We start from the raw sequence: 17,539 nt of genomic DNA, 5'->3' as shown, positions 1-17,539 counted from the left end.
GGAGGAGGAGGCGCCCGATGAGTGCACGGGAATGGATCGGTAAGGACTTCTACCGTGAACTGGGCGTCTCCTCCGACGCCACCGCGGACGAAATCAAGAAGGCCTACCGGAAGCTGGCCAAGGAAAACCACCCGGACGCGAACTCCGGCAACGCGCAGGCGGAGCAGAAGTTCAAGGCGGTCTCCGAGGCCTACGGCGTGCTCTCCGACGCGAGCAAGCGCAAGGAGTACGACGAGGCGCGGCGCCTGTTCGGCGGCGGGGGTGGTTTCAACTTCCCCGGTGGCGGCGGTGGCGGCAGCTTCGACATGGGCGACATCTTCGGCCAGGCCGGTGCCGGCGCGGGTCAGCAGGGCGGTTTCGGCGGGCTCGGGGACATCCTCGGCGGGATCTTCGGCCGTGGCCGGACCTCGGCGGGCGCGACGGCGAACCGGCCGCAGCGCGGTGCCGACGTCGAGACGGACGTCCGGATCGACTTCACCGAGGCGGTCAAGGGCGCGACCCTGCCGCTGCGGCTGTCGAGCCCGGCGACCTGTGCGACGTGCAGTGGCAACGGCGCCCGGCCGGGGACGACGCCGCGGACCTGCCCGACCTGTTCCGGGTCGGGACTGGTCAGCCGCAGCCAGGGCGCGTTCGCGTTCTCGGAGCCGTGCCGCGACTGCCGCGGCCGCGGGACGATCATCGACGACCCGTGCCCCGAGTGCGGCGGCGAAGGCATCAGCACGCGGACCCGCACGCTGACCGTCCGGATCCCGCCGGGCGTCGACGACGACCAGCGCATCCGGCTGGCCGGCCAAGGCGAACCGGGCCGGGGCGGGGCGCAGGCGGGCGACCTGTACGTCCGGGTGCACGTGGCTCCGCACGCGCTGTTCGGCCGCAAGCCGAAGTCGCTCGACCTGACGCTCACCGTGCCGGTGGACTTCACCGAGCTGACGCTCGGCACCACGATCACGGTGCCGACGCTGGACGGCAAGGTGTCGCTCAAGGTGCCGCCGGGCACCGCGAGCGGACGGGTGCTGCGCGTGCGCGGCAAGGGCATCGCCAAGCGCGACGGTTCGCAAGGTGACCTGCTCGTCACCCTCCAGGCGGCGATTCCCGCCAAACTGGACGACAAGGCGCGCGAGGCACTGCAGGCGTACGCCGAGGCGATGGCCGGGCACGACCCCCGGCCCGAGATCACCGAGCTGCTGCAAGGTAGGTGAGAGTGGTGTTCGGCGGGATTCCCCAGGAAGGGGACGAGGAGACCCCGGTGTTCGTCATCTCGGTGGCGGCCCAGCTCGCCGGGATGCACGCGCAGACGTTGCGCACGTACGACCGGCAGGGCCTGGTCTCCCCGGGCCGCACCGCCGGCGGTGGGCGGCGCTACTCGATGCGGGACATCGCGCTGCTGCGCGAGGTCCAGCGCCTGTCGCAGGAGGACGGCGTCAACCTGGCCGGCATCAAGCGCATCATCGAGCTGGAGAACCAGGTCGACGCGCTCCGCGCCCGGATCACCGAGCTGACCGAGGAACTGACGGCGGCGTACGTGGCGGCGGAGCAGGCAGCGGCGGCGGCGCACGCGTCCTACCGCCGGGACCTGGTGCCGCTCAACCAGCAGACGGCATTGGTGGTCTGGCGTCCCAAGCGCCGCTGACGACCGACACAGCGAGAAGGCCTCCCCGGGCGACCGGGGAGGCCTTCTCGCGTGAGGGGCTTGGCGGCTTCCCGGCTTCCGCGCGTCTTCCGGGGCGGGAAACTGTCGGTGCCTGCCGGTAGCGTGGAAAACGGGGGCTGCTCAGGCAGGTTTGCGCCGCGGCATTACGTCTTGGTGTTGAGCAACTGCTGCACTTCGGCCGTCCGGGACTCGATCACCCGCCGCGCCAAGTCCCGTGCCTGGGCGTTTATCCCGCCGCCTGCCCCGTTCTCCGTCCGGGCCAGCTCGACCGCTCCCTGCTGCTGTCCGGTCAGGACGTCCAGGAACCGGCGGGTGAACTCGGTGTCCGGAGCCGACCGGAGCGCGCCCACCAAGTCCGGCGAGGTCAGCTTCATGCCGCCGTGGCCCGCGTGAGCTTGAGGGGCCACCGTCTCGGGCTGGTTCCAGTCGTGGAGCCAGCGCCGCATGTCGTCGACCTCGGTCTGCTGCGTCACCTCGATCGCCGCCGCCAGCTCCTTCACCGAGGCCGGCAACGGCCGGGCCGCGGCCAGGCGGACGATCTCGATCCCCTGCTGGTTCTGGGGAATCAGCATCTGCAGGAACATCACGTCGGCGGCGTCGTACGAAGGGGCGGCCGCCGTCGCGCCGCTGCCGCATCCGGCCAGCAGCAGCGCGACGACGGCCAGGACCACTCTCACTGGCGCTGCCAGAGCGCGGGGGTGTTCGGCGGCTCCCAGCCCGCGATCGCCGTGTGCGGCTGGAGGCAGCGGTAGCTCGCGCCGCCGTACGTCACGACGTCGCCCGCCTTGTACGCCGTGCCCGCCGCCCACGTGCCACCCGTCGGCGGCTTGGTCGTCGGGGGCGGGGTCGTGGTGGGCGGCGGAGTCGTGGTCGGGGGCGGGGTGGTCGTCGGCGGCGGGGTGCCACCACCACCCACCTGGAGGTCGACGCAGCTGTAGAACGCGTTCGCCGTGTCCGCGATGTTCCAGATCGCCAGCACCTTGATCCGGCCCGAATAGCCGGCCAGGTTCACCGTGTGCGACAACGTCGACGGCGGCTGCTGGTTGTTGCCGTTGAACACCGCGACGCGGGTGCCGCCGACGTAATACTCGTAGTTCGACGTCGAGTGCCGGGCGGTGAACACCCAGTTGAACGTCACCGTGCTGCCCACCGACTTGGCCGGCCACGGCTTCGACTCGTCGGTCAGCTCGGCGAACTGCGACAACCCGCCGTTGCAGCTGCGCAGCCCCTTCGGGCCTTCGACGCTCTGCGGTTCGTAGACGATCTGGCCGCAGCCGGAGACCTTCCCGGCCGCGCAGTTGGCCTGCCGGCTCGGCGGATCGGACACGTAACCGTGGGCACTCGCGCTGGTGGCGGGGAGGACGACGACCAGCACCGGCGCGAGCAGGGCGCCGGCAGCGGCCGCGAAGAGCTTTCTTTTCCAGGTCATTTCGGCTCCTCGAGGGGGAACAGCGTTGTTCCGGAGGGGAGGACGAACGAGCACGTCCAAGGAAGACGTGGTCTAGACCATAAGGCGATTCGGGCACAACGGTCAACGAACTACCGCCGTTCGGCGAAACCGCTGCTCCGGTCGGATCAGTGCGAAGGTCGGGAGGGCTGCTGCAGGTGTTCGCCGAAGAAAGACGTCACTCGGCTCCACGCGTCTTCGGCCGCTTCGTGGTGGTAGGTGAAGCCGACGACCTTGAGCAGCAGGTTCACCGGGGCCGCGGTGTCGATCTTGTTGGCGAACCCGTGGCTGGCGTCCGGGTACTCCTTGACGTCGTGCGGGATGCCGCGCTCGGTGAGCGCCGTCTCGAGCTTCGCCGCGGCGCCGCGCAGCCCGAAGTCCTTCTTGCCGAAGCTGGCCACGACCGGGCAGGCGTCGTCGAGCACCGACAGGTTCTTCGGCAGCTGCCCGTAGTACGGCGCGGACGCTTCGAACCCGCGTGACGCGGCGACGAGCGCGAAGCCGCCACCCATGCAGAACCCGGCGATGCCGATGCGGCCCGAACAGCCCGGCCGCGCGGCCAGGAGCGCGCGGGACGCCTCGATGTCGTCGAACGCCCGGCCGCGGTTGGCGAACATGTCCGAGAACACCCGCCGCACGCAGCGGACCATGCCGCCGCGCGAATACAGGTCCGGGCTGAGCGCGAGATACCCCTCGCGGGCGAACCGGTCGGTGATGTTCTTCGTGTCCTGGCTCAGCCCGAACGCGTCGTGGACGAGCACCACGCCCGGGTGCGGTCCCGCGCCCGCGGGCTCCGCCAGGTAGCCGCCGATGGTCCCGTCCGAAACCGGAATAGTCATCTCCATATCGGCGAAGATAGCGAGCGACCGCCGCTTCCGCGCCGCACGCTGAGAATTTCTCAGCGCATTCCGGACAAACCTCAGTCCAGGGTGAAGGGGTCGTAGGATATTCGTTCCAGATCGATTCCCCTGGCCAGCAGCTTGGCGACGGTCGCCTGGATCATCGGCGGCGAACCGGAAACGAGAACGTCGTGGTCGCCCCACGTGCCGCGTTGGGTGACGGCGTGGCCGAGCGTGCCGCGGTCGCCGCCGGACAGCGCGCCCTCCTCGGTGACCGGGGTGACCGTCAGCCACTTCGACGTCGCGGCCAGCCGGCGCAGCTCCTCCAGCGCGTACAGGTCTTCCGGTCGCCGGCCGCCGAAGAACAGGTGCACGGGCGGGTTCCGCTTCCAGCGCGAAAGGTCGTCGAGGATCGCCAGCAGCGGCGTGATCCCGGTGCCGCCGCCGATCATCAGCAACCGCCGTTTCGCGGACGTCGGCCGGACGTTCAGGACACCCATCGACGGCCCGAGGCGCCACACGTCCCCCGGTCTGGTGTGGTTGACGATGCTCCCGCTGACCCAGCCGCCGGGCACCGCGCGCACGTGGAAGGTGAGCTGACCGTCGCCGCGGGGCGCGTTCGCCGGCGAGAGGTACCGCCAGAACCGCGGCCGTTGCGGCACTTCCACGCTGACGTATCCGCCCGCGCGGTAGGGCAGCAGGCCTTCGGTGCGCACCTTGACCAGGGCGACGTCGCGGCTGAGCTTCCGGTGCTCGAGCACGGTCGCCGACCACGCCGCCGGCCCGGTCTCCGCCTGGGCGGCCTCCCGCATCGTCTTGGCGATGAGCCCGTAGGCCGAGGTCCACGCGGATTCGACCTCGACGGTCCACTTCTCCTTGAGGAACCGTTTCAGCGCCGCGATCAGCGCGACGCCCACGGCGTCGTAGTGGCGGGAGACGACGGCGAACTTCCGGTGGTCGCGGCCCAGCTGCCCGAGGAAGGTGACCAGCTCGTCGGGCCGGTCGACCATCTGCACCACGTACACCAGTGCGCGCAGCAACCGGCTTCGCTGGGTCGCCATGGTGACCGGGAAAAGATCACGGCAATCGGGGGCGACCACGAACAACGCGCCGTAGAAGTACTGCGCCAGTTCGTCGGCTTTCGGCTCGATCTCCGCGAAACTCTCACGAATCAACCGGGCCATCTCTCGACCTTCCACAGCCGAAACGGGGAGCGTCTCGGGCATGGTGGAGATCTTCACGGATTCAGCACTCATCGGGAACGGTAATCTCCAGTCGTGCAAAGGCTTTTTCGCGCCGTGCATGCGGCGTCGCCGTGCGGTGCCGCCCCCGAGGGTTCCCGACTGTAGGCGAATTCCCGTGCAGATGCGCGTGATTCCGCGTGTTCCCGCTCGAACGGAGCAATTCAGGTACGCCCGGTAAACCCCGTCTGTCGCTGCGTATAAATGATCACGACTTCGGATTCACCCGTTACTGGTTACCGATTTCCGATGCGTAACGAATCACTCACCGGACGGCGGATTGCCAGCGGCGGGTGGTGGCTAGTCGATCGTGAACGGGTCGTACTGGATCTGGTCCAGCGCGCTGCCCGCGACCAGCATGCGCGACACCGTCGCGCGGATCATCGCCGGTGAGCCGGACACCAGGATGTGGTGGCCGGGCCAGGAGCCGTACCGCGTGACGGCTTCGGCCAGCGTCCCCTGCTCGAACCCGGGGACGTCGCCGCCGCGTTCGACCACCGGCGTGACGGTCAGCCACGGGTTCGTCGCGGCGAGCGCGCGCAGTTCTTCGAGGTCGTAGAGGTCCTCGCGGGCCGGGCCGCCGTAGAACAGGTGGGTCTTCGGGTTCTCGCCCCACAGCGCGAGGTGGTCGAGGATCGACCGCAGCGGCGCGACGCCGGTGCCGCCGGCGATCATCAGCACGGCCCGCGAGGACTCCCGGTCGACCGTCATCCGGCCCAGCGGCGGGCCGAGGCGCCAGACGTCGCCGGGCTGGGTGTGGCTGACGATGGCGCGGGAGACCCAGCCGCCGTCGATCGCGCGGACGTGGAACTCGATGCCGCCGTCCTCGCGCGGCGCGTTCGCCGGCGAGAGGTAGCGCCACAGCCGTGGCCGCTGCGGCACTTCGACGCTCACGTACTGGCCGGGGTGGTAGGGCACGGGCTGGTCGGGCACCAGCCGCACCAGGGCGAGGTCCCAGGTCAGCCGCCGGTGCTCGACCACGGTGGCCGACCACGACGGCGGGTTCGTGTCGGCCGCGGCCGCGTCCTGCATGGCCCGCGCGGCGATGGTGAACGCTTCGGCCCACGCCCGCTCGACCTCGGGCGTCCACGCCGGGCCGAGGTGGTTCTTGAGCGACGCCAGCAGCGCGGTGCCGACCGCTTCGTAGTGCCGGGGCACCACGCCGAACTTGCGGTGGTCGCGGCCCAGCTGGCGCAGGAACGGCGCGAGGTCGTCGGGCCGGTCGACCATCTGCACGATGTGCACCAGCGCGCGCACCAGCCGGCCGCGCTGGATCTCCATGTTGATCGGGAAGAAGTCGCGCGTGGTCGGCGCGAGGGTGAACAGCATCCCGTAGAAGAACTGCGAGATGTCGGCGATGTACGGCTCGGACCTGGCCCAGCTGTCCCGGATGAGCCGGACCATCGCGGTCACGGCCGCGGGAGCTTCACGCGGGGCCGACGACCTGGGGAGCGGGCTGACGGAATCTGCTGTCATGAGAGGTTGTTCACGGGTCGGGGACCGCCTCCGGGGTCCTTCGCCACTGCTGCCACCTCGTCACTCAACGTCACTTGAACGCGCCGCGCGCGGCGCCCGTCCGCAGGGTAGCTGCCGGGGGCCCTTTTGCCCGCATTGTTGCTCCGACCGGGTGTATTCGCCCCGGTCAGGCGTGGGCGACCTCACCGGAGAGATGGTTGTTCCGAGCAAGCGTCCGGCAATATACTTGTATGGCACAACTAAGGGAGGTGTCAGTGGTGTCTGCGGGCTTCGACAACACCGACGACGACGTCCGGGTCGAGCTCATGCGCGAGCTGAAGACGGCTTCCCAGCTCCAGCACGCCTGGGTCATGCAAGCCTGGCAGAGCGAGCCCGGGCTGCACCCGGCGGCCGCGATGCTGCTGTCCGACCTGGCGAAGAACGGCGAGACGCGGCCGTCCGAGCTGGCGAAACGCCGGTTCGTCGACCTCTCGGTCGTCAGCAGGCAGATCACCCAGCTGTCCGCGGCCGGGCTGGTCGACCGCCGTCCCGCGCCCGAAGACGGCCGGGCGTCCCTGGTGAGCGTGTCCGAGAAGGGCCGGGCCGAGCTCGCGCGCTGGCGCGCCAACTACGTCGAGTTCATGGAGAAGGCGCTCGGCGGCTGGGACGACGAGCGCGTCACCGACCTCACCGCCCGGCTCGCGGAGATGAACACCGACCTCCGCCGCGCCCTCGGCAGCGACGCCTGGCTGGCTGACACGAACAAGTGACACCGCGGGGAAGAGGCGTACCGGAAGTGGCTTTTTACCCTGTCGAAACTGTCCGTTCGGTCCTGACTTGGCGGCGTTCGTCAGGGTTAACGTCGGTGGGTGACGCGTGACCGGGTCGCACTGCTGTGCGCGCTGGGGATCGACAACTTCGGCTCAGGTCTGTTCCTCCCGTTGGCACTGGTCTACGTGACGCAGGTGGTCGGCGTGCCGCTGGCCGTGGCCGGCACCGCCGTCACCCTGGGTGCCGTCGGCGGGCTCGTCGTGCCGCCGCTCGCCGGCCGGCTCGTCGACCGCGTCGGGCCGCGCGCCGTGGTGATCTGCGCCCAGCTGCTGCAGGCCGCCGGGGTCGGGGCATACCTGATCGCCGACGGTGCGGGCCCGGTGGTGGTCGCGGCCGTCCTGCTGTCAGCCGGGCAGCAGCTCTTCTACAGTTCCCTGTTCGTGCTCATCGCCGACGTCGCGGGCGATGGCCCGAAGGACCGCCCGTTCGCCCAGGTCGGGATGGTGCGAGCCGCCTCCTTCGGCCTGGGCGGTCTCGCGGCGGGAGCGATGCTGACGTGGCTCGGGAACTCCGGCTACCGCATCGCGCTCGCCGTGGACGCGCTGACGTTCTTCCTGGCCGCGCTGATCCTCCTCTCCTTCGTCCGGCTCGCGCGGCCGCACCGGCCGGTCTGCGAACGGTCGGTCCGCGTGCTGCGCGACCGGCCGTACCTGGCTCTCATCGTCTTCAGCGGGCTCTTCGGGCTCTCGCTGGACTTCTTCCTGATCGGTACGCCGGTGTTCGTGCTCGACCGGCTGCACGGCCCGGTCTGGCTGCCGGGTGCGATCCTCGCCCTGCTGACCGTGCTGACCAGCGTCGGCGGCACGCTCGCGCTGCGGCTCACCGCCCGGCTGACGCGGATCGCGGCGATGCGCGTCGGCTCGGCGTTGTTCTCCGCGTGGTGCCTGGTCAGCCTGGGTGTGCTGCTCGTGCCCGAGGCCTGGCGGGTGGTGTACCTGCTGGTGTCGACGCTGGTGTTCGCCGCCGGCGACCTGGTCTTCGGGCCGAGATCGGGGGCGCTCGCCGAGGCCGCGGCACCTCCGGTCGCCCGCGGACGTTATCTCGCCGCGTACCAGTACGCGTTCACCGTGGCGCAGGTGATCGCGCCCGCCGTGGTGGCCTTGTTCTCGGTCGCCGACTGGTTACCCTGGGTGCTGGTGGGGGCGTGTGCCGGTCTCGCCGTGGCCGGGCTCGGCACGCTCGGCTCGCGGTTGCCGGCGAGCGCGGTCGCACCCGGACAGAGTTGAGCGGAACAGACTCAAGTTTTCGTGCGTTAGGGATAATGACGGGTCACGGTCAGGCCTGTCACCAGTACTTTCTCGCAGTACCGAGCATGAGGTGAGGGATGGACGCTTTCAACCCGACCACGAAGACCCAGCAGGCGATCTCGTCCGCGGCGCAGGCGGCCACCATGGCCGGCAACCCGCACGTGTCGGCCCCCCATCTGCTGGGCGCCCTGCTGGCGCAGGGTGAGGGGCTGACCGCACCGCTGCTGACCGCGGTCGGGGCCGACCCGGAGGTGGTGCACAAGGAGCTCGAGCCGCTCATCGCGGCGCTGCCGTCCGCGACCGGCGCGACCGTGTCGAGCCCGCAGTTCGACACCCACGCGGTCAAGTCGCTGACGCGCGCCCAGAAGCTCGCCACCGAGCTGGGCGACGAGTACGTCTCGACCGAGCACCTGCTCGTCGGGCTCGCGACCGAGGGCGGCCAGGTCGCCGACCTGCTCAAGCGCCACGGTGCGACGCCGGACGCGCTGCAGGAGGCGTTCGCCAAGGTCCGCGGCTCGGCCCGGATCACCAGCGCGGACCCCGAAAGCACCTTCAAGGCGCTCGAAAAGTACGGCGTCGACCTCACCCAGCGCGCCCGCGCCGGCGAGCTCGACCCGGTCATCGGCCGCGACACCGAGATCCGCCGCGTCGTGCAGGTGCTCTCGCGGCGCACGAAGAACAACCCGGTCCTGATCGGCGAGCCGGGCGTCGGCAAGACGGCCATCGTCGAAGGGCTGGCCCAGCGCATCGTCGCCGGGGACGTGCCCGAGTCGCTGCGCGGCAAGCGCGTCGTCGCCCTCGACCTCGGGTCGATGGTGGCCGGCGCGAAGTACCGCGGCGAGTTCGAGGAGCGGCTGAAAGCCGTGCTCAAGGAGATCACCGACTCCGCGGGCGAGGTCGTCACCTTCATCGACGAGCTGCACACCATCGTCGGCGCCGGGGCGACCGGCGAGGGCGCGATGGACGCGGGCAACATGATCAAGCCGATGCTCGCCCGCGGTGAGCTGCGGATGGTCGGCGCGACCACCCTCGACGAGTACCGCCAGCACATCGAGAAGGACGCCGCCCTGGAGCGGCGCTTCCAGCAGGTGCTCGTCGGCGAGCCGTCGCCGGAGGACACCATCGCGATCCTGCGCGGGCTGAAGGAGCGCTACGAGGTGCACCACGGTGTCCGGATCACGGATGCCGCGCTGGTCGCCGCCGCGACGCTGTCCGACCGCTACATCACCGCGCGCTTCTTGCCGGACAAGGCGATCGACCTGGTCGACGAGGCCGCGTCAAAGCTCCGCATGGAGATCGACTCGCGGCCGGTGGAGATCGACGAGGTCGAGCGCGCCGTGCGCCGGCTCGAGATCGAGGAGATGGCGCTCGCCAAGGAGAGCGACGCCGCTTCGAAGGAGCGGCTCGCCAACCTGCGTGCCGAACTGGCCGAGAAGCGGGAGACGCTGACGGCGCTGACCGCGCGCTGGCAGAACGAGAAGGGCTCCATCGAGCGCGTCCGCGAGCTCAAGGAGCAGCTCGAGCAGCTGCGCGGCGAGTCGGAGCGCGCCGAGCGCGACGGCGACCTCGGCAAGGCCGCCGAGCTGCGCTACGGCCGGATCCCCGCGCTGGAGAAGGAGTTCGAAGCGGCCACCGCGGCGAGCGAGGCCAGCCAGCAGAACGTCATGCTCAAGGAAGAGGTCGGCGCGGACGACGTCGCGGACGTGGTCAGCGCGTGGACCGGCATCCCGGCGGGCCGGCTGCTGGAGGGCGAGACCGGCAAGCTCCTCCGGATGGAAGAGGAGCTGACCCGGCGCGTCATCGGCCAGGCCGAAGCCGTGCAGGTCGTCTCGGACGCGGTGCGCCGCGCCCGGGCCGGCGTCGCCGACCCCGACCGGCCGACCGGTTCGTTCCTGTTCCTCGGCCCGACCGGTGTCGGCAAGACCGAGCTGGCCAAGGCGCTGGCCGAGTTCCTGTTCGACGACGAGCGCGCGATGCAGCGCATCGACATGAGCGAGTACGCCGAGAAGCACTCGGTGGCGCGCCTGGTCGGTGCCCCGCCGGGGTACGTCGGCTACGACCAGGGCGGGCAGCTGACCGAGGCCGTCCGGCGCCGGCCGTACTCGGTGGTGCTGCTCGACGAGGTGGAGAAGGCCCACCCGGACGTCTTCGACGTGCTGCTGCAGGTCCTCGACGACGGGCGGCTGACCGACGGCCAGGGCCGGACGGTGGACTTCCGCAACACCATCCTGATCCTGACGTCGAACCTCGGCTCGCAGGCGATCGCCGACCCGTCGCTCGACGAGCGGCAGCGGCGGGACGCGGTGCTCGAGGTGGTGCAGCGGCAGTTCAAGCCGGAGTTCCTGAACCGGCTCGACGACATCGTCGTGTTCCACTCGCTCGGCACCGAGCAGCTGACGTCCATTGTGGACATCCAGATCGCCCGGCTCGCCAAGCGGCTGGCCCAGCGGCGGCTGAACCTGGAGGTCACCGACGGCGCCCGCGAGTGGCTCGCGCTCAACGGCTTCGACCCGATCTACGGCGCCCGCCCGCTGCGGCGGCTGGTCCAGTCGGCGATCGGCGACAAGCTGGCGAAGGAGCTGCTGTCGGGCGAGATCCGCGACGGCGACACCGTGCGTGTCGACGGCCCGGAGCTGGAGGCCGGTGCGGCGCTGACCGTCACCCGGGTCTGACGGTTCGTGAAGGCCACCTCGCCCGAGGTGGCCTTCACGGCTGTCCACAGTGGTTCAAGCCGATTTGTCGACCCGGCTGACGCGGAAAATGCTCCGAATGGGCCCGGCGACACGGGTACCGGCGATCATCCCTCCGGCGTAACAGGCGATACCCTGGCGGTCGTGGGTATTCCGGCGTGGATCTGGTTCGTCATCGCGGCCGTCGCCCTGGTGGCGGGGCTGGGGCTGCTCGCCGCCGACCGGGCGAAGGAGGGCTCGCGCAACCGCGAGCGAATGCGGTGGGCACAGTTGCGCGGCTGGCAGTTCGTCGAGGAGGACGAGCGGCTGCCGCAGCAGTGGTCCAACGGCGCGATCGGCTACTTCGGCGCGGACGCGGCCGTGAACGTGGTGGCGGGCTCGACCTTCACCTCCGACGGCCGCCGCCCGGTGTTCATCTTCGACATCGAAACCGAGGGCCAGATCCCCGCGGTGGTGGTCGCGGTGCGCTGCAACAAGAAGCACCGCATCCCGATCGAGATGTGGCTGTCCAGCGTCCCGTTCCAGCGCGCGGACATGCCCGAGATGCTCGGCCCGATCGGAGCGCGTTACGCCTTCGCGGACGACGCGGACGGCGCTCGCGTGGTCATCACGCAGGAGCTCGTCGACGCGGCGGACCAGCTGGGCGGCGACGTCGGCGTGGCCTGGCTGGAGAACGAGTGGGTGCTGGCCAGCGTGGTCCCGACGGCGGGCCCGTCCCGCCTCGAGCGCCTGCTGCGCGACCTGGGCGAGATCGCGGACATCGTCGACCCGTTCGACGAGGATTACGACGCGGGCCGCCACCAGGCGAGCGCGCCGGTCCCGTCCGAGGTGACGGCCTCGAGTGCCCCGGCCGCGAGCACCTCAGCTTCAGGTACCTCGGCCTCGAGCACTCCGGTCGCGAGTACTCCGGCCCCGGGCACCCCGGCAGCGGGGACGCCGGCCCAGCAGCCGCCCGCGGACGCGGAACCGAAGCCGAGCGAAAGCTAAAGGCCCAGCACCGGCTGGTCGAGCGCGCTGAGCGACGCCGACCGGTCGAGCGTGCCGCGCACCGAGGTCGTGCTGCCTTCGGCGTGGACCACGTGGTCCACGCCGAGGTCGCCGCGGATCGAGCCGGCCGGGCCTGCCTCGTCGAACGACTGGCTCGTCTTCGCCAGGCCCCACGCCGGGCCCAGCTGGCCGCCCGCCTCGTGCTTCTGGCCCACGTCCAGGACGCCCGCGATCTGGCCGGTCGCGTACTGCTCGGACGTGGCGCCCACCGCGCCCAGCCCGCCCAGGTCGACCGCCTGGCCCGACGACCTCCTGGCCGACAGTGCGCCGTGGAGGTTGCCGGCGAAGGTGCCGCGCCAGCCCGTGTCGAGTTGCTCGGCGTTCTGGCTCAGGACGTCGGTGCCCTCCGGGAGCCAGATGCCGTGGCTGGTGCCCTCGCCGATGCCGACGCGGCGCTCGGCCGAGCCCGCCAGGCCGGGGGCGATGGTCAGGTCGCGTGAGGCGCCCTGACCGAGCCGCTGGCTGTTCGCCGTGGTCGCCGAGATCCGGCCGAGCCGCAGGGCGTGCTGGCCGGTGCGGACCAGCGATTCGCTCTCGCTCTCCGAAGAGGCCGTCGCGTTCTGCCAGCCCTCGCGGCGGATGGCCGCCGATTCCGAGAGGTTGTCGATCAGCAGGGCGCCCGCCACCTCCTTGGCGACGAAGTCGTGGCGGGTCGCCGTCACGGCCTCGCGGGCGGACGACGTCTCGTTCTCGGTCGCGGTCGAGATGTCGCGGTCGAGCGTGCCGTCGTGGCGGTGGTCGACCGGGAGGGAGATCCGGTCGAGCGGCAGCGTGATGTCGGTCTGGGTGGCGAGTGCCGTGGCCGGGGCCGCGAAAAGCAGCGCGACGGGCGCCGCGCCCGCGGCGACCTTGGGCAGATAGCCGCTTTTGCGCCTGCTGTGCTTACCCATGCGGCGGACGATACTTCCCCGCCGAATCGAACGCATGTCCACCCGTGACCAGCGAGTATGTTCACCCACATGACCACCACAGGTTTCTTTTTCGGGGGTCCGGGTGGCGGAGCCCCCGGCCCGGGGCGAAGCGCCGGATGAACACCGCTCTCATAACCGGCGCCACGGCGGGCATCGGGGCGCAGTTCGCGCGCACGCTCGCCGCCGAGAAATACGACTTGGTGCTCGTCGCCCGCGACGCCGCGCGGCTGGAGTCCTACGCCGCTGAGCTGCGGGAAAAGCACGGCGTCGCGGTGGAGGTGCTGCCCGCCGATCTGTCCGAAGCAGACGGTCGGACGGCGGTCGAGGAGCGGCTCGCCGGTGATCCGGTCGACCTCCTGGTGAACAACGCCGGCTTCGGGCTGAACGGCGACTTCTGGACCATCCCGCCGGACGCGCTGCAGCGCCAGCTCGACGTCAACGTCACTGCCGTCCTGCGGCTCACCCGGGCCGTCCTGCCCGGCATGATCGAGCGCGGTCACGGCGAAATCATCCAGGTCAGCAGCGTGGCGGGCTTCTTCAGCGGCCGCGGCTCGACGTACACGGCCAGCAAGAACTGGGTCACGTCCTTCACCGAGGGCATCGCCGCTTCGCTGCCGAAGGGCGTCCGGATGATGGCGCTGTGCCCCGGCTTCACGGCGACCGAGTTCCACGAACGGGCCGGCATCGGCAAATCCGGTCCGAAAATCGCCTGGCTGGGTGTCGAACAGGTGGTCGGTGAGGCGCTCGCGGACCTGCGCCGCGGCAAGGTGATCTCCGTGCCGAGCCTGCAGTACAAGGCCGTCGTCGCGATCGGCGGCCTGCTGCCGCGCGCGGTGCTGCGCCGGATCAGCGGCGGCTTCGGCGGCAAGGGCCGCACCTGAGTAGGGCTGTCCCCACCTTCGAGACGCGCGTCTGCACCAGGGTGGTCCGGCGGCGGGCTCAATAGCGTTTTGCCCATGACAACTGGGTGGCACGAGGCAGCCGACGCGGTCCGGCTGGAGGCTGTGCGCAAGGAGTACGGCGACGGCGTGGTCGCGCTGGACGGGGTCTCGATCGCGTTCCCGCGCGGCGGGTTCACCGCGGTGATGGGCCCGTCCGGCTCGGGCAAGAGCACCTTCCTGCACTGCGCGGCCGGCCTCGACCGGCCCACGTCCGGCCGGGTCGTGCTCGACGGCCAGGACCTCGACGGCAAGAACGAGACCTACCTGACGAAGCTGCGGCGCGACCGCGTCGGCTTCGTCTTCCAGGCGTTCAACCTGCTCCCGGCGCTGACGGTCGAGCAGAACGTCGTGCTGCCGCTGCAGCTGGCCGGCAAGCGCCCGGACAAGCGGCTCGTGGCCCGGATCCTCACGCACGTCGGGCTCGACGGGCGCCGCAAGCACCTGCCCGGCCAGCTGTCCGGTGGGCAGGCGCAGCGCGTCGCGATCGCGCGGGCCCTGGTCACCGACCCGGCCGTGCTGTTCGCCGACGAGCCGACCGGCGCGCTCGACACCCGGACGGCGTCCGAGGTGCTCGGCCTGCTGCGCGACTCCGTCCGGTCTTCGGGCCAGACGGTGATCATGGTGACGCACGACCCGGTCGCCGCGTCCTACGCCGACGACGTCGTGTTCCTGGCCGACGGCCGGATCGCCGGGCGGCTGGCCCGGCCGACCGCCGAAGCCGTCGCCGAGCGGATGACCCACCTCGGGGCCTGGGACCGGCTGGCGGTGCGCGCCTGATGTTCAAGCTGGCCCTGCGAACCCTCCGCCTGCGCAAAGGCGGCTTCCTGGCGACGTTCGTCGCCGTGTTCTTCGGCGCGCTGGTCGTCTCGGCGTGCGGTGGCCTGATGGAGACCGGCATCCGGTCCGAGACGCCGGTGCAGCGGCTGGCCGCGGCGCCGATCGTCGTCGGCGGGCAGCAGACGCTCGAGCTGCCGAAGGAGGACCCGGCAGCCCTCGAGCCCGAGGACAAGCACAAGTTCGAGAACGCGACCCTGCCCGAGCGCGTCCGGCTCGACGCGGGCCTGGCCGGCCGCCTGCGCGCGGTCCCCGGCGTCACGAACGTCGTCGGCGAGATCAGCTTCCCGGCGCAGATCGGCGCCGCGAGCGCCCTCGGCCACGCGTGGGACTCCGCGGTGCTGACGCCGTACGCGCTCAGCGGCCAGGCGCCGAAGCCGGGTGAAGTCGTCGTCGACGCCGGGCTCGGGCTCGCCGTCGGGGACACGCTGCCGGTGGCCGCGCACGGCAGCGCCGGCCGGTACCGGATCTCCGGGATCGCCCACGCGCCGCAGGCCATGCAGGACGCGGCGGTCTTCTTCGCTGCTCCGGACGCCGAACGGCTCTCCGGGCACCCGGGCCGCTTCGACACCATCGGCGTCTTCGGTGGTGACGTCGCCGCCGTGACCGCGGCCGTCGGGGACGCCGGTGTCGTGGCGACCGGCGTCGGCCGCGGCGCCTTCGAGTTCCCCGAGACGGGCCAGAGCGGCGAGAACCTGATCGTGCTGGCCGCCGTCTCGGGTGGGCTCTCGGCGCTGGTCATGGTGTTCGTCGTGGCGGGCACGCTGACGCTGTCGACGCAGCAGCGCCAGCGCGAACTCGCACTGTTGCGCGCGGTCGGCACGACCCCGCGCCAGCTGCGGCGGATGGTGCTCGGCGAGGCGCTCGTCGTCGGGGTGCTCGCGGTCGGCGTCGCGGTGGTGCTCGGCCCGGTGCTCGGGGAGTGGCTGTTCGATCAGCTCGCCGGCCACCACGTCGTCCCCGACGTGCTGCGCTTCGAGCAGGGCTGGGTCCCGGCCGTGGTCGCCGCGGGTGCGTCCCTGCTGGCGGTTGTGGGTGCTTCCTTCGTGGCGGGACGGCGTGCGTCGCGGATCCGCCCGACCGAGGCGCTCGCCGAAGCCGCCGTGGAGCGGCGCTGGCTGACGCCGATCCGGCTGATCGTCGCGATCCTGTGCTTCGCGGGCGGGACGGCGCTCGGCATCGTCACCGTCGCGGTGATGACCGGCCCGGTCGCGGCCAGCACGGCCGGCCCGGCGGTGATGCTGTGGGCGTTCGGGCTCGCGGCGATCAGCCCCGGCGTGACGAAGCTGATGGCCACGCTGCTGCGCTGGCCGGTGGAGGCGCTCACCGGCGTCAACGGCCGGGTCGCGCTGCGCAACACCCGCGTCGGCGCGGTGCGGGCGGCCGGTGCGGTCACCCCGATCATGCTCGCGGTCGGCATCGCGACCGCCAACATCTACCTGCAGACCACCCAGGAAGCCGTCTCGAACCAGGCCTACACCGAGGACCTGCGCGCGGACGCCGTCGTCGCCGCGCCGGGCGGCCTCGACCCCGCGGTGCTGGGCCGGGTGCGCGCGGTGCCGGGCGTCGCCGGGGCCTCGGAGTACGTCACTAGCACGGTGTTCGTCGAGAAGCCGTTCGACTCGGACCAGCACGACGACGGCCGGCCCGCGCTGGGTGTCAGCGAGCTGACCGGGAACGCCGTCGAGGTGCCTTCGACGTTCGGCCACCACGTCGGCGACACGCTGTCGCTGCGGCTCGGCGACGGCACGCCGGTGGACGTGCGGGTCACCGCCGTCACCGACCAGCGCCCCGGGTTCGAACGGCTCGTGCTGCCCGCGGAACTGCTGGCCCCGCACACGACGCTCGGGCTCGCCCCGCAGCTGCTGGTCCGCGCCGCTCCCGGCGTCGACCCGGCGACCCTGACTTCGCGCCTGCGCGAAGCGACCGCCGGGCTGCCGGTGGTCGTGGGCGATCGCGGCGCGCTGATCGCGGCGCACGCCAAGGGCAACGAGGTCGGCGCCTGGGTCAACTACCTGCTCGTCGGGATGATCCTCGCGTACACGGTGATCTCCGTGGTGAACACGCTGGTGACGGCGACCGCGCGGCGGCGTCGCGAGTTCGGGGTGCAGCGGCTGAGCGGCTTCACCCGCGGCCAGGTGCTGCGCATGGCCGGCGTCGAAGGCGGCCTGATCGCGACCATCGCGGTGCTGCTCGGCACCCTTGTCGCGGCGGGCGCGATCGTGCCGTTCTGCCTGGTGGTGACCGGATCGCTGCTGCCGTCGGGCCCGGTGACGATCTACCTGGCGGTGCTCGCGATCGCGGTGGTGCTCTCGCTCGTGGCCATCCTGGTCCCGGCCTGGGCGGCGACGCGCGGGCGTGCGGTCGACGCCACATCCATCGGTGAGTGAACCCGGCCGTGTGTA

The 17,539-nt window shown here is 71.3% G+C and carries 15 protein-coding genes; 9 read left to right on the top strand and 6 right to left on the bottom strand.

The window, feature by feature from the left end; translation table 11 throughout:
- The first annotated feature begins 17 nt into the window (after positions 1 to 17).
- Together dnaJ and AB0F52_RS06170 are read left to right on the top strand one after the other, a co-directional pair.
- The gene (dnaJ, locus tag AB0F52_RS06175; RefSeq protein ID WP_360165085.1) at positions 18 to 1,199 is read left to right on the top strand and encodes a molecular chaperone DnaJ; all 1,182 of its coding nucleotides are present in this window, start codon (positions 18 to 20) and stop codon (positions 1,197 to 1,199) included.
- 5 nt (positions 1,200 to 1,204) lie between these two features.
- Positions 1,205 to 1,630, top strand: coding sequence for a helix-turn-helix transcriptional regulator (locus AB0F52_RS06170; RefSeq protein ID WP_360166575.1), 426 nt, complete (start codon positions 1,205 to 1,207; stop codon positions 1,628 to 1,630).
- Between the two features lie 164 nt (positions 1,631 to 1,794).
- Here AB0F52_RS06170 and AB0F52_RS06165 read toward each other — a convergent pair whose 3' ends face one another.
- The 5 genes from AB0F52_RS06165 to AB0F52_RS06145 form a co-directional block, all read right to left on the bottom strand.
- On the bottom strand, positions 1,795 to 2,328 hold the full coding sequence (locus tag AB0F52_RS06165) for a DUF305 domain-containing protein (RefSeq protein WP_360165083.1): 534 nt from the start codon (positions 2,326 to 2,328) through the stop codon (positions 1,795 to 1,797).
- Positions 2,325 to 3,080, bottom strand: a complete 756-nt coding sequence (locus AB0F52_RS06160; RefSeq protein WP_360165081.1) for a lytic polysaccharide monooxygenase — start codon at positions 3,078 to 3,080, stop codon at positions 2,325 to 2,327. The genes AB0F52_RS06165 and AB0F52_RS06160 overlap by 4 nt, the downstream gene beginning before the upstream one ends.
- Before the next feature lie 146 nt (positions 3,081 to 3,226).
- Positions 3,227 to 3,943, bottom strand: a complete 717-nt coding sequence (locus AB0F52_RS06155) for a dienelactone hydrolase family protein (RefSeq protein ID WP_360165079.1) — start codon at positions 3,941 to 3,943, stop codon at positions 3,227 to 3,229.
- Between the two features lie 74 nt (positions 3,944 to 4,017).
- On the bottom strand, positions 4,018 to 5,121 hold the full coding sequence (locus AB0F52_RS06150; protein WP_360165077.1) for a globin domain-containing protein: 1,104 nt from the start codon (positions 5,119 to 5,121) through the stop codon (positions 4,018 to 4,020).
- A 357-nt stretch (positions 5,122 to 5,478) separates the two neighbouring features.
- A complete protein-coding gene (locus tag AB0F52_RS06145) occupies positions 5,479 to 6,654 on the bottom strand; it encodes a globin domain-containing protein (protein WP_360165075.1) in 1,176 nt (391 codons plus the stop codon).
- A 305-nt stretch (positions 6,655 to 6,959) separates the two neighbouring features.
- On the opposite strand from AB0F52_RS06145, the gene AB0F52_RS06140 reads away from it, so the two are divergent.
- The 4 genes from AB0F52_RS06140 to AB0F52_RS06125 all read left to right on the top strand — a co-directional run bounded on the left by AB0F52_RS06140 (position 6,960) and on the right by AB0F52_RS06125 (position 12,388).
- Positions 6,960 to 7,403: a MarR family winged helix-turn-helix transcriptional regulator gene (locus tag AB0F52_RS06140; protein ID WP_360166572.1), complete on the top strand. Its 444-nt coding sequence runs from the start codon at positions 6,960 to 6,962 to the stop codon at positions 7,401 to 7,403.
- Positions 7,404 to 7,502: 99 nt separating this feature from the next.
- The gene (locus AB0F52_RS06135) at positions 7,503 to 8,690 is read left to right on the top strand and encodes an MFS transporter (protein WP_360165073.1); all 1,188 of its coding nucleotides are present in this window, start codon (positions 7,503 to 7,505) and stop codon (positions 8,688 to 8,690) included.
- Between the two features lie 98 nt (positions 8,691 to 8,788).
- The gene (gene clpB / locus AB0F52_RS06130) at positions 8,789 to 11,383 is read left to right on the top strand and encodes an ATP-dependent chaperone ClpB (RefSeq protein ID WP_360165071.1); all 2,595 of its coding nucleotides are present in this window, start codon (positions 8,789 to 8,791) and stop codon (positions 11,381 to 11,383) included.
- 162 nt (positions 11,384 to 11,545) lie between these two features.
- Complete coding sequence (locus tag AB0F52_RS06125; protein WP_360165069.1) at positions 11,546 to 12,388, top strand: hypothetical protein; 843 nt, start codon at positions 11,546 to 11,548, stop codon at positions 12,386 to 12,388.
- On the opposite strand, the gene AB0F52_RS06120 is transcribed toward AB0F52_RS06125, so the two are convergent.
- The gene (locus tag AB0F52_RS06120; RefSeq protein ID WP_360165067.1) at positions 12,385 to 13,338 is read right to left on the bottom strand and encodes a hypothetical protein; all 954 of its coding nucleotides are present in this window, start codon (positions 13,336 to 13,338) and stop codon (positions 12,385 to 12,387) included. The two genes, AB0F52_RS06125 and AB0F52_RS06120, sit on opposite strands and share 4 nt — an antisense overlap.
- 137 nt (positions 13,339 to 13,475) lie before the next feature.
- Here AB0F52_RS06120 and AB0F52_RS06115 point away from each other — a divergent pair, with 137 nt between their 5' ends.
- The 3 genes from AB0F52_RS06115 to AB0F52_RS06105 all read left to right on the top strand — a co-directional run bounded on the left by AB0F52_RS06115 (position 13,476) and on the right by AB0F52_RS06105 (position 17,524).
- Positions 13,476 to 14,240: an SDR family oxidoreductase gene (locus tag AB0F52_RS06115; RefSeq protein ID WP_360165065.1), complete on the top strand. Its 765-nt coding sequence runs from the start codon at positions 13,476 to 13,478 to the stop codon at positions 14,238 to 14,240.
- Between the two features lie 75 nt (positions 14,241 to 14,315).
- Positions 14,316 to 15,077 (top strand): ABC transporter ATP-binding protein, encoded by a 762-nt coding sequence (locus AB0F52_RS06110; RefSeq protein ID WP_360165063.1) that lies wholly within the window; start codon positions 14,316 to 14,318, stop codon positions 15,075 to 15,077.
- A complete protein-coding gene (locus tag AB0F52_RS06105; protein WP_360165061.1) occupies positions 15,077 to 17,524 on the top strand; it encodes an ABC transporter permease in 2,448 nt (815 codons plus the stop codon). Before AB0F52_RS06110 ends, AB0F52_RS06105 begins: the two co-directional genes overlap by 1 nt.
- Positions 17,525 to 17,539: the final 15 nt, after the last annotated feature.

It is taken from the genome of Amycolatopsis sp. NPDC024027 (assembly GCF_040638975.1).
Lineage (GTDB): Bacteria > Actinomycetota > Actinomycetes > Mycobacteriales > Pseudonocardiaceae > Amycolatopsis.
This window is presented reverse-complemented; position numbering and strand designations above follow the sequence as displayed.

What these genes read in the sequence shown, in the direction of transcription:
- AB0F52_RS06115 (WP_360165065.1), top strand. Translation starts at nt 13,476, where the DNA reads ATGAACACCGCTCTCATAACCGGCGCCACGGCGGGCATCGGGGCGCAG.
- dnaJ (WP_360165085.1), top strand. Translation starts at nt 18, where the DNA reads ATGAGTGCACGGGAATGGATCGGTAAGGACTTCTACCGTGAACTGGGC.
- AB0F52_RS06105 (WP_360165061.1), top strand. Translation starts at nt 15,077, where the DNA reads ATGTTCAAGCTGGCCCTGCGAACCCTCCGCCTGCGCAAAGGCGGCTTC.
- AB0F52_RS06150 (WP_360165077.1), bottom strand. Translation starts at nt 5,121, where the DNA reads ATGGCCCGGTTGATTCGTGAGAGTTTCGCGGAGATCGAGCCGAAAGCC.
- AB0F52_RS06155 (WP_360165079.1), bottom strand. Translation starts at nt 3,943, where the DNA reads ATGGAGATGACTATTCCGGTTTCGGACGGGACCATCGGCGGCTACCTG.
- AB0F52_RS06120 (WP_360165067.1), bottom strand. Translation starts at nt 13,338, where the DNA reads ATGGGTAAGCACAGCAGGCGCAAAAGCGGCTATCTGCCCAAGGTCGCC.
- AB0F52_RS06145 (WP_360165075.1), bottom strand. Translation starts at nt 6,654, where the DNA reads ATGACAGCAGATTCCGTCAGCCCGCTCCCCAGGTCGTCGGCCCCGCGT.
- AB0F52_RS06140 (WP_360166572.1), top strand. Translation starts at nt 6,960, where the DNA reads ATGCGCGAGCTGAAGACGGCTTCCCAGCTCCAGCACGCCTGGGTCATG.
- AB0F52_RS06160 (WP_360165081.1), bottom strand. Translation starts at nt 3,080, where the DNA reads ATGACCTGGAAAAGAAAGCTCTTCGCGGCCGCTGCCGGCGCCCTGCTC.
- clpB (WP_360165071.1), top strand. Translation starts at nt 8,789, where the DNA reads ATGGACGCTTTCAACCCGACCACGAAGACCCAGCAGGCGATCTCGTCC.
- AB0F52_RS06110 (WP_360165063.1), top strand. Translation starts at nt 14,316, where the DNA reads ATGACAACTGGGTGGCACGAGGCAGCCGACGCGGTCCGGCTGGAGGCT.